This window comes from Achromobacter sp., from assembly GCF_049647645.1.
Lineage (GTDB): Bacteria > Pseudomonadota > Gammaproteobacteria > Burkholderiales > Burkholderiaceae_B > Achromobacter.
Genome location: NZ_JBARYB010000116.1, coordinates 54,264 through 65,541, shown reverse-complemented (window position 1 = coordinate 65,541; position 11,278 = coordinate 54,264). Strand labels below are relative to the sequence as shown.

Here is an 11,278-nt window from a genome sequence, read left to right as displayed (position 1 = left end):
GCTTCAGCCTTGGCGGCCGGAGCCGGCGCGGCGGCAGCGGCGGCGGGCGCGGCGCCCTCCACCACGACCACGACCGAGCCCTTGGCGACCTTGTCGCCGACCTTGACCTTCACTTCCTTGACCACGCCGCCTTGCGAGGCGGGGATTTCCATCGAGGCCTTGTCGGACTCGACGGTGATCAGGCTTTGCTCGGCCTTGATGGTGTCGCCCACGGCGACCATGATTTCGATGACTTCGACTTCCTTGAAGTCGCCGATGTCAGGCACTTCGATGTTGACCGGACCGCTGGCGGCAGCCGGAGCCGCCGAAGCGGCGGCGGCCGGCTGCGGGGCAGCCTTGGCTTCGGCCTTGGGCGCCTCTGCCTTGGCCGGCGCAGCCGCAGGGGCCGCAGCCTCGCCCGCGCCCGACGCTTCCACTTCCAGCACGACCGTGCCTTCGGCAACCTTGTCGCCCACCTTCACGCTGATCGACTTCACCACGCCGCCTTGCGACGCGGGGATTTCCATCGAGGCCTTGTCGGATTCGACGGTAATCAGGCTTTGCTCGGCCTTGATCGTGTCGCCCACCGCCACCAGCACTTCAATGACTTCCACTTCCTTGAAGTCGCCGATGTCGGGAACCTTGATTTGCACGATGTTGCTCATGTCTCTTTACCCTCAGGCGTATTGCGGGTTGGCTTTGTTCGGATTGATGCCGTACTTCTTGATGGCTTCGGCCACCTTGGCGACCGGCACCTTGCCTTCGTCGGCCAGCGCGCGCAGCGCGGCAACCACGACGAAGTGGCGGTCCACTTCGAAGTGCTCGCGCAGCTTCGAGCGGAAATCCGAGCGGCCGAAACCGTCGGTGCCCAGCACCTTGTATTCGCGGCCCTTGGGCACGAACGGACGGATCTGGTCGGCGAAGAGCTTCATGTAGTCGGTCGACGCGATGATCGGGCCTTCCGTCTTGGCCAGCTGTTCCGTGACGTAAGCCACCTGCGGCTTCTTTTCGTCGGGGTGCAGCATGTTGTGGCGTTCGGCGTCCAGGCCGTTGCGGCGCAGTTCCGTGAAGCTGGTGACGCTCCACAGGTCCGAAGCCACGCCCCAATCGGCTTCCAGCAGTTCTTGCGCGGCCATGACTTCGCGCAGGATCGTGCCCGAGCCCATCAGCTGCACGCGGTTCTTGCCCTTGCCGTGCGTCTTGAGCTTGTACATGCCCTTGATGATGCCTTCCTCGTCGCCCTGGGTCAGACCGGGCTGCGGGTAGTTTTCGTTCATCACCGTCAGGTAGTAGTAGACGTTTTCCTGGTCTTCCACCATGCGCTTCAGGCCATGCTGGATGATCACGGCCAGTTCATGGCCGAAGGTCGGGTCGTACGAGACGCAGTTCGGGATGGTGGACGCCAGGATGTGGCTGTGGCCGTCCTCGTGCTGCAGGCCTTCGCCGTTGAGCGTGGTGCGCCCCGCGGTGCCGCCCAGCAGGAAGCCGCGCGCCTGCATGTCGCCCGCCGCCCAGGCCAGGTCGCCGATACGCTGGAACCCGAACATCGAGTAGTAGATGAAGAACGGGATCATGATGCGGTTGTTCGAGGAGTACGACGTGGCCGCCGCAATCCAGGAGCTCATCGCGCCCGCTTCGTTGATGCCTTCCTGCAGGAGCTGGCCGTCGGCCGCTTCCTTGTAGTACATGACCTGGTCCTTGTCGACCGGGGTGTACTTCTGGCCTTCCGGCGCGTAGATGCCGATCTGGCGGAACAGGCCTTCCATGCCGAAGGTGCGCGATTCGTCGGCCAGGATCGGCACGACGCGCGGACCCAGTTCCTTGTCGCGCAGCACCTGGTTCAGGATGCGCACGAAGGCTTGGGTGGTGGAGATTTCACGGCCTTCGGCGGTGGGCTCCAGCACGGCCTTGAAGGCGTCCAGCGCCGGGGCCTTGAGGTGTTCGTCGGCCTTGGCGCGGCGGCGCGGCAGGTAGCCGCCCAGCGCGGCGCGGCGCTCGTGCAGGTACTTCATTTCCGGCGAGTCTTCGGCCGGCTTGAAGTACGGCAGGTCTTCCAGCTTGTCGTCCGGGATCGGGATGCCGAAGCGGTCGCGGAATTCGCGGATCGAGTCCAGCTCCAGCTTCTTCTGCTGGTGGGTCGGGTTCTTGGCCTGGCCGACATGGCCCATGCCGTAGCCCTTTATGGTCTTGGCCAGGATGACGGTGGGCTGGCCCGCGTGGGTGGCGGCGGCGTTGAACGCGGCGTACACCTTGTGGGGGTCATGGCCGCCGCGGTTCAGGCGCCAGATGTCTTCGTCGCTCATGCGCGACACAGCTTCCAGCAGCTTGGGGTGCTTGCCGAAGAAGTGCTCGCGCACGAACTTGCCGTCGTTGGCCTTGTACGCCTGGTACTCGCCGTCCACGGTGTCTTCCATGATCTGGCGCAGGATGCCTTCCTTGTCGTGCGCCAGCAGCGGATCCCAGTAGCCGCCCCAGATCAGCTTGATCACGTTCCAGCCCGAGCCGCGGAAGTCGCCTTCGAGTTCCTGGATGATCTTGCCGTTGCCGCGCACCGGACCGTCCAGGCGCTGCAGGTTGCAGTTGATGACGAAGATCAGGTTGTCCAGCTTTTCGCGCGCGGCCAGGGCGATGGCGCCCAGCGATTCGGGCTCGTCCATTTCGCCGTCGCCGCAGAACACCCAGACCTTGCGATTGCTGGTGTCGGCGATGCCGCGGGCGTGCAGGTACTTCAGGAAACGGGCCTGGTAGATGGCCATCAGCGGGCCCAGGCCCATCGATACGGTCGGGAACTGCCAGAAGTCCGGCATCAGCTTCGGATGCGGGTACGAGGACAGGCCCTTGCCGTCCACTTCCTGGCGGAAATGGTTCAGCTGGTCTTCGGTCAGGCGGCCTTCGAGGTAGGCGCGGCCGTACATGCCGGGCGAGGTGTGGCCCTGGAAGTAGACCAGGTCGCCGCCATGGTTTTCATCTTCGGCGTGCCAGAAATGGTTCTGGCCGCAGCCGATCATGGTGGCCAGCGACGCGAAGGAGGCGATGTGGCCGCCCAGGTCGCCGCCGTCCGGCGGGTTGTGCTTGTTGGCCTTGACCACCATGGCCATGGCGTTCCAGCGCACGTACGAGCGGATGCGCGATTCCAGCTCCAGGTTGCCCGGGTGGGCCGGCTCCAGGCCGGGAGGAATCGTGTTGACGTAGGCGGTGTTGGGCGAGAACGGAATATGCGCGCCGGAACGGCGGGCTTCGTCGATCAGGCGTTCGAGCAGATAGTGGGCGCGCTGCGGTCCTTCACGATCAAGGACTGCCGCCAGGGCTTCGAGCCACTCCTGGGTTTCAAGGGTGTCTTCGTCGTTGGCAGCCTGCACGGCGCCAGCCTGGGCGAAAGAGGACATCGTGTGTCTCCTATTGGGTTTGTTCGTGACCGCACCCGCTTACTTATCTACTCGCGGACATTGCATGGTAGCCGGGATCATCCGGGCTACCATGCAATGCATGGGTCGGGGTGTTCTATCTAGAGACCTGCTACTGGGTCGGTTCCCTATCAGCCGGCATTCTAAGAAAGAAGATTAACCGGTCGCAAGAAAAATTTCATGTTGCGGTACGGCATTTCACAATGCGAAAAATTTAAAGCTAGCTGAACGCTTTAAAGTCATACTTTTAAGCACGTACTCCAAAAGGACGAGTCGAATCCCGGCAAATCCCTGCCAACACGCACTAAAATGCGCGGTCTATCCGGCCCGAATTCCATGTCCAGCGCGCCCAAGTCCAATATTCCTACGCCGTTTCACGATCACGCCCGCACTCGCCGACGCGGGGTGTACTGGGTTACGCCAGCGATGGTGCTGATCCTCTATATCTGTGTGATGGCGGTGTTTTTCTGGCTGCAGCGCATCCATGACGACAGCGTCATGTTTGTCACCATCGACCAGGAAATGCGCCAGCAACGCCTGATCTGGGTAGTGCTGGCCCTGTCCTGTGTGATCGTCATCAGCCTGCTGATGCTGTGGCGCTATACGCGCTTCCGTTCAGCGGCCGAGGCCGCCCTGATCGCCGAAACCGGATTCCGCCGCGCGATGGAGAACTCCATGTCCACCGGCATGCGCGTGCTGGATATGGAGGGCCGCATCGCCTACGTCAACCCAGCCTTCTGCCGCATGATCGGCTGGAACGAGGCCGACCTGATCGGCCGCAGCCCGCCCTTCCCTTATTGGGTGCCGGGTCGCCATGAACAGCACCAGCACACCCTGGACGTGCTGATGTCCGGCAAGACCCCCAGCAGCGGCCTCGAAGTCGAGGCACAGCGCCGCGACGGGTCGCGCTTCACGGCGCGCATGTACGTGTCGCCCCTGCTGGACCCCAACGGCAACCAGATCGGCTGGATGACCTCCATGACCGACATTACCGAGCCCAAGCGCATCCGCGAGGCCCTGACGGCCGCGCACGAACGCTTCATGACGGTGCTGGAAGGCCTGGACGACGCGATTTCGGTTACCGCCGACACCCATGACGGCCTGGAGCTGCTGTTCGCCAACCGCACCTATCGCCGCGTGTTCGGCGCCCAAACCGGCGGCCACGACGAGCTGCTGGCCGGCCGCCGCGGCCGCTTCACCGACGAATCCGTGGAAGTCTTCGCGCCGTCGGTGCAGCGCTGGTTCGAAGTGCACCACCGCATGCTGGCCTGGACCGACGGCCGCCGCGTGCGCATGCAGGTGGCGCGCGACATCACCGAGCGCCGTGTGCACGAAGAGGCCTCGCGCGTGCAACAGGAGAAGATCCAGCTCACCAGCCGCCTCACCACCATGGGCGAAATGGCCTCGTCGCTGGCGCACGAACTGAACCAGCCGCTGACCGCCATCGCCAACTACAGCATGGGCGCGGTCGCCCTGGTCAAGGCCGGCCACACCAGCCCCAACATGCTGCTGCCGGCCCTGGAAAAGGCCGCGTCGCAGGCCGAGCGCGCGGGCAAGATCATCAGCCGCATCCGCGAATTCGTGAAGCGCAGCGAGCCCCGCCGCCAGCGTGTCGCGATCAGCCGGATTGTCGACAATGCCATCGGCTTCGCCGAGATCGACGCGCGCAAGCGCCGCATCCGCATCGACCGCTTCGTGCCGTCGAACGCGCCGGACGTGCTGGCCGACCCCATCCTGATCGAACAGGTGTTGCTGAACCTGCTGAAGAACGGGCTGGAGGCCATGGAAAAGAGTGAATCCGACGAACTCAAGGTCGCCGTGATCCTGCACGAACAGCACATCGAGGTCGCGGTCGTCGACCGCGGCCACGGCCTGGCCGAACCCGAGCGCCTGTTCGAACCCTTCTTCAGCACCAAGACCCAGGGCCTGGGCATGGGGCTGAATATCTGCCGTACCATTATTGAATCGCACCATGGTCGCCTGTGGGCGGATCCCAATCCCGCCGGCGGCACCATTTTCCGCTTTACCCTGCCCTGCGCTGCACCCCAGTCGCAGGCCCAGAACGATCAGTCCGAGGAGTTGCACGCATGAACACGCCCCACCTGTCGAGCACGGTTTTCATTGTTGACGACGACGAAGCGGTCCGCGATTCGCTGCGCTGGCTATTGGAGGCCAATGGCTATCGCGTTCGCGCCTACGCCAGTGGCGAGTCCTTCCTGGAAGACTACGACGCCAGCCAGATCGGCGTCCTGATCGCCGACGTGCGCATGCCCGGCATGAGCGGCCTGGAACTGCAGGAACAACTGCTCGCCCGCAATGCCCCGCTGCCCATCGTGTTCATCACCGGCCACGGCGACGTGCCGATGGCCGTGTCCACCATGAAGAAAGGCGCGGTCGACTTCCTGGAAAAGCCCTTCAATGAGTCCGATTTGCGCGAGATCGTGGCGCGCATGCTGGAGCAGGCCACGCAGCGCGTGAGCAAGCACCAGGCCCAGAAAGACCACGAAGCCATGCTGGCGCGCCTGACCGCGCGCGAGCAGCAGGTGCTGGAGCGCATCGTCGCTGGCCGCTTGAACAAGCAGATCGCCGACGACCTGGGCATCAGCATCAAGACCGTAGAGGCGCACCGCGCCAACATCATGGAAAAACTTGAAGTGACCACCGTAGCTGATTTGATGAAAGTGGCCTTGGCCAAACCCGAGGCAACCGCATGACAGCAAGGATCATCGACGGCGCGGCCCTGTCGGCGCGCATTCGCGAAGAAGCCGCCCAACGTGTCGCGGCGCTGGCCGCCAAGGGCACCCGCCCCGGCCTGGCCGTGGTGCTGGTGGGTGTAGACCCCGCCTCCCAGGTGTACGTGCGCAACAAGGTCGCCGCCTGCGAAAAGGCCGGACTGCATTCCGTCAAGGAACAGTACCCCGCCGACATGACCGAGGCCGAACTGCTGGCCCGCATCGCCATCCTGAACCAGGACCCGAGCATCCACGGCATCCTGGTGCAGCTGCCGCTGCCCAAGCATATGGACTCGCACAAGGTCATCGAGGCCATCGCGGCCGAGAAGGACGTGGACGGTTTCCATATCAGCAACGCCGGCCTGCTCATGACGGGCCAGCCCCTGTTCCGCCCCTGCACGCCCTATGGCGTGATGAAGATGCTGGAATCTGAGGGCGTGACGCTGCGCGGCGCCGAAGCCGTGATCGTGGGCGCCAGCAATATCGTCGGCAAGCCCATGGCGATGCTGCTGCTGCAGGCCGGCGCCACCATCACCATCTGCAATTCCAAGACGCGCGACCTGGCGGCCCAGACCCGCCGCGCCGACGTGCTGGTGGTCGCCACCGGCAAGCCCGGCATGATCGACGGTTCGATGATCAAGCCCGGCGCCGTCGTCATCGACGTGGGCATCAACCGCGGCGCCGACGGCAAGCTGTGCGGCGACGTGGACTTCGCCTCGGCCAAGGAAGTGGCCGGCGCGATCACGCCCGTCCCGGGCGGCGTGGGTCCCATGACCATCGCCATGCTGCTGGTCAACACCATCGAAGCCGCGGAACGCGCCGCCGGCTGACCCAGGATGGATGCAGCGCCGGGGAATCAGTATCCGCGGCGCTGCCTGATCGGTTAGGCGCGCCAGGCAACGACTTTTTTTGCGCACGCGCGCCCCTCCGCCGCACCCATCCCGCTTGCATTCCCCGGAATCGCCCCTATCTGATTCCTGTACTCATTCCTGCCGCTACCGCCATGTCCCAGAACCCCCTGCTCGCCCCTGTTTCCGACCTCGTCGACTATGCGGCCGTCAAGCCCGGACACATCGTGCCCGCGGTCGAGGAACTGCTGGGCATCGCCCGCCAGGCCGTGGACCGCGCCGCCGACCCCGCGCTGGCGCCCACCTGGGACGCCGTGGTGGAACCGCTGGATACCGCCTCTGAACGCCTGTGGCGCGCCTGGTCGGTGGCCGGCCACCTGAATGCCGTGGTCAACACCCCGGAGCTGCGCGAGGCCTACAACGCCGCCCTGCCCCTGGTGACCGAATTCTCGACCTGGGTCGGCCTGCACGAAGGCCTGTACAAGCAGTACCAGCGCCTGGCCGCCGCCCCCGACTTCGCGTCCTGGACGCCGGTGCGCCGCCGCATCGTGGAAATGGCCCTGCGCGACTTCCGCCTGAGCGGCGTGGAGCTGCAAGGCGCCGACCGCGAACGCTACGCCGCCATTTCCGACCGCGAGGCCCAGGCTTCGCAGAAGTTCTCCGAAAACGTGCTGGATTCGATCGACGCCTGGTCGCTGCTGGTCGATGATGAAGCCCGCCTGGCCGGCATCCCGGCCGACGTGCGCGCCGCGGCCCGCGCCGCCGCCGAGGAAGACGGCAAGCCCGGCTGGAAGCTCACGCTGAAGATGCCGTGCTACCTGCCCGTCATGCAGTACGCCCAGGACCGCTCGCTGCGCGAGGCGCTGTACCGCGGCTACGGCACCGTGGCGTCGGAACACGGCGACGGCAAGTTCGACAACTCGCCCCTGATCGAAGAACTGCTGGCCCTGCGCGCCGAAGAAGCCGGCCTGCTCGGGCTGGGCACCTTCGCCGCGCTTCGCCTGCAAACCCGCATGGCCCGCGACGCCCAGGAAGTCACCGTATTCCTGCGCGACCTGGCCGCGCGAGCCAAGCCTTACGCCCAGCGCGACCTGGCGGAACTGAAGGCTTACGCCACCGGCGAACTGGGGCTGGACGACCTGCAGCCCTGGGATGTGGCTTACGCCTCCGAGCGCCTGCGGGAATCGCGCTACGCCTATTCCGAGGACGAGGTGAAGCAGTACTTCACCGAGCCGCGCGTGCTGTCCGGCCTGTTCGAAGTCATCGAAACCCTGTTCGACGTGCGCCTGGCCGAAACGCCGGTGTCATCCTGGCACGGCGACGTGCGCGGCGTGCGCGTGGAAAGCCCCAAGGGCGAACTCATCGGCTATCTGTACCTGGACCTGTACGCCCGCTCCGGCAAGCAGAGCGGCGCCTGGGTCGACAGCGAGCGCACGCGCCGCGTCGTGGCTGGAAAGGTGCAGACGCCCATCGCCTACCTGACCTGCAATTTCTCGCGCCCCAACGGCGACCGCGCAGCCGTCCTGACGCACGACGACGTCATCACGCTGTTCCATGAAACCGGCCACGCGCTGCACGCCCTGCTGTCCGAAGTGGACGAGCCCGGCGCGGCGGCCTTCGCCAGCGTGGAGTGGGACGCCATCGAGCTGCCCTCGCAGTTCATGGAGAATTTCTGCTGGGAATGGGCGGTGGTGCAGAAGCTGTCTGCCCACGTCGACACGGGCGAACCCCTGCCGCGCGCGCTCTACGACCGCCTGATCGCCGCCCGCAACTACCAGAGCGGCATGCAGACCGTGCGCCAGATCGAATTCGCGCTGTTCGACATGCTGATGCACGACCGCGCCAAGGGCGCCTCCGTTGCAGAAGTGCTGGCCCTGCTGCAGGAAGTGCGCCAGGAAGTAGCCGTGCTGTTCCCGCCGGCCTGGCATCGCCTGCCGCACGCCTTCTCGCACCTGTTCGCGGGCGGTTACGGCGCGGGCTACTACAGCTACAAGTGGGCGGAAGTGCTATCGGCCGACGCCTACGAAGCCTTCGAGGAAGCGGCCGCCAAGCAGGCCGGCAACGCGTTGGGCACGCTGGATCCCGAGACCGGCGCGCGTTTCCGCCGCGAAGTGCTGGCGGTGGGCGGTTCGCGCCCGGCGGCTGAATCCTTTGCCGCCTTCCGCGGACGCGCCCCGCGCATCGACGCCCTGCTGCGCCACAGCGGCATGACGCCCGCCTGAGCGCGCCCGGCAGCGCCCTGGACGGCCCGCCCTGGCGGGCCGTTTTCTATTGGACGCCGGGATCGCTGACCGGCCGGCGCGCCGACATCACCAGCCAGCGGCCATGCACGGACTGGTCCGAACCGGCCTGCTTCCAATACCGCCGGCTCTCTTCGTCTTGCGCCTGCCTGAGCCGGCGCCCGTAGTACAGCCGCGACGGCACCGCCAGCACATGCTCCGCCATGCGCTTGGGCTTGTTCTCGTCCACGTCGTGCAAAGTGATGTCCGTAAAGCCGTAGTGCTTCAGCAGCAGGTGCAGCTGCGGAAAGCTCCAGGGGAAGTAGGTGACGTAATCCTCGCCGCGCTGCCGGCCCACCATGGGCCGGAACCCTGAATGGAAGCCACGCAGCAGGAACTGCAGGCGCGAACGGAAGTACCAGGTGTTGGGCGTGGTGACGATCAGCGTGCCGCCCGGCCGCAACGCGCGATAAAAGCTCTGCACCAGCACACCGGGGTTGGTCAGCAGGTGGATCGCCTCGCAACAGACCACGGCGTCATACGGTGCGGGAACCGCCAACGGCGTTTCCAGGTCGTGCTCCGTCACGTGGCGGTAGCCGCCATCCGCCGAGGGAAACTCCCACAGGCCGACGCCGTCGATATCGACCTGCCGCCCGCTGACTGCGGGCAGCATATCGCCCAGCCAGCCCAGTCCGCAGGGCGCGTCCAGCACTGAATCCGCCAGGCGGCTGCGCAGGATGTCGAGCACGACGGGGTAGTACGGATAATAGGGGTAGCCCAAGGAATTCTTGGCCGGCATGTCCATGTGTGGCGCCTCTAGACTCTGAAATCTGACTTGGACCTGAATGTAGCGGGAGCCATGGCCCTCAATCAGGCGATTTCGCCACTTCCAAACAATAAACAGACAAAGCTTTACAAGTGGCCGGGCCGCTCCTGGCTCCTGCGCTTGCGCCAGCACAAGCCGCCCTCAGGTTCCCTCCCCTTGCGCGCTCTGCCCTGCCCGCGCCTTGCGGGTAGAATCAAAAGGTTTACCTCCTACCGGCCCTTGGACTCATGCGACACCTCATTTCCGGCCGCGCCCTGCGCAGCCTGCTGTTGACCCTGTGCGTGTTTCTCGCTGCCTGCGGCGACAGGAACGTCGATTGGACCCTGTACAACGTCAAGGGTCACCTGCCCGACCTGAAGTTCTCGCTGCCCGGCGCGGGCGGCAAGACGGTCAGCAGCGACGACCTGAAGGGCAAGACGGTGCTGCTGTTCTTCGGCTACGCCAGTTGCCCGGACGTCTGCCCCACCACCATGGCGCAATTGACGGCCGTGCTGCAGAACCTGGGCGACAAGGCCCGCGACGTGCGCATCCTGTTCGTCAGCGTGGACCCGCACCGCGACACGCCGGACATCCTGCAGGCCTACGTCAACGCCTTCAACAACAGCGCCATCGGCGTGACCGGCGATGAAAAGCAGATCGCGGACCTGGCGCGCCGCTACCGCGTGGCCTACCAGATCGAGAAGCCGCGTCCTGGCGACGACGCCGATATGTACGAAGTCACGCACAGCCGCGGCGTGTATATATTCGACAAGGATGGCAAGGCGCGATTGCTGGCTTCGGATACCGACAGCATCGAGGCCATGACCAAGGACGTGCGCCAGCTGATCGACCTGACGTCCTGAGCGCCAGCGCCGCGGAATGTTGCCCGCGCGCGCCATACACCAGTTGTTACAGCCGCTGTGCGCGGGGCGTGAGTATTATCTAGCCACACTGCCCCCTTTTACTTCCAGCAAGGAGTACGCGCATGAGCATCATCATCATGATCATCGTCGGGTTCGTCGTGGGCCTGATCGCCCGCGCCATCATGCCCGGAGACCAGAACATGGGGATCATCATGACCACCATCCTGGGTATCGTCGGCGCGGTCGTCGCCGGCTTCCTGGGCCAGTCCCTGGGCTGGTACGCCCCGGGCGAACCCGCAGGCTGGATCGGGTCCGTCGTCGGCGCGATCGTCGTGCTGTTCGTGGTGGGCCTGATCGCCAAGAAACGCGCCTGACGCCCTGCTGGATCAGGAATGAAAACGGGCCGATCTTTCGATCGGCCCGTTTTT

General features: G+C 65.3%; 9 protein-coding genes. 6 read left to right on the top strand and 3 right to left on the bottom strand.

Going from position 1 to position 11,278, the window contains the following annotated elements; all coding sequences use genetic code 11:
* Together WBB14_RS14025 and aceE are read right to left on the bottom strand one after the other, a co-directional pair.
* The coding region (locus tag WBB14_RS14025; RefSeq protein ID WP_424240368.1) for a biotin/lipoyl-containing protein at positions 1–644 on the bottom strand (644 nt) is incomplete at its 3' end.
* Positions 645–656: 12 nt separating this feature from the next.
* Complete coding sequence (gene aceE, locus WBB14_RS14020; protein WP_424240367.1) at positions 657–3,365, bottom strand: pyruvate dehydrogenase (acetyl-transferring), homodimeric type; 2,709 nt, start codon at positions 3,363–3,365, stop codon at positions 657–659.
* 354 nt (positions 3,366–3,719) lie between these two features.
* Here aceE and WBB14_RS14015 point away from each other — a divergent pair, with 354 nt between their 5' ends.
* From WBB14_RS14015 to WBB14_RS14000, 4 genes are all read left to right on the top strand, one after another.
* Positions 3,720–5,474: a PAS domain-containing sensor histidine kinase gene (locus WBB14_RS14015; protein WP_013393358.1), complete on the top strand. Its 1,755-nt coding sequence runs from the start codon at positions 3,720–3,722 to the stop codon at positions 5,472–5,474.
* Positions 5,471–6,097: a response regulator transcription factor gene (locus tag WBB14_RS14010; RefSeq protein WP_013393357.1), complete on the top strand. Its 627-nt coding sequence runs from the start codon at positions 5,471–5,473 to the stop codon at positions 6,095–6,097. The genes WBB14_RS14015 and WBB14_RS14010 overlap by 4 nt, the downstream gene beginning before the upstream one ends.
* The gene (folD, locus tag WBB14_RS14005; RefSeq protein WP_424240366.1) at positions 6,094–6,945 is read left to right on the top strand and encodes a bifunctional methylenetetrahydrofolate dehydrogenase/methenyltetrahydrofolate cyclohydrolase FolD; all 852 of its coding nucleotides are present in this window, start codon (positions 6,094–6,096) and stop codon (positions 6,943–6,945) included. Before WBB14_RS14010 ends, folD begins: the two co-directional genes overlap by 4 nt.
* A gap of 173 nt (positions 6,946–7,118) precedes the next feature.
* A complete protein-coding gene (locus WBB14_RS14000) occupies positions 7,119–9,185 on the top strand; it encodes a M3 family metallopeptidase (RefSeq protein WP_424240365.1) in 2,067 nt (688 codons plus the stop codon).
* 46 nt (positions 9,186–9,231) lie between these two features.
* Here WBB14_RS14000 and WBB14_RS13995 read toward each other — a convergent pair whose 3' ends face one another.
* Entirely contained in the window at positions 9,232–9,987 is a 756-nt protein-coding gene (locus tag WBB14_RS13995; protein ID WP_424240364.1) for a class I SAM-dependent methyltransferase, read from the bottom strand.
* A gap of 248 nt (positions 9,988–10,235) precedes the next feature.
* On the opposite strand from WBB14_RS13995, the gene WBB14_RS13990 reads away from it, so the two are divergent.
* Together WBB14_RS13990 and WBB14_RS13985 are read left to right on the top strand one after the other, a co-directional pair.
* Complete coding sequence (locus WBB14_RS13990) at positions 10,236–10,850, top strand: SCO family protein (RefSeq protein WP_424240363.1); 615 nt, start codon at positions 10,236–10,238, stop codon at positions 10,848–10,850.
* 122 nt (positions 10,851–10,972) lie between these two features.
* Positions 10,973–11,224, top strand: coding sequence for a GlsB/YeaQ/YmgE family stress response membrane protein (locus WBB14_RS13985; RefSeq protein WP_424240362.1), 252 nt, complete (start codon positions 10,973–10,975; stop codon positions 11,222–11,224).
* Positions 11,225–11,278 lie beyond the last annotated feature (54 nt).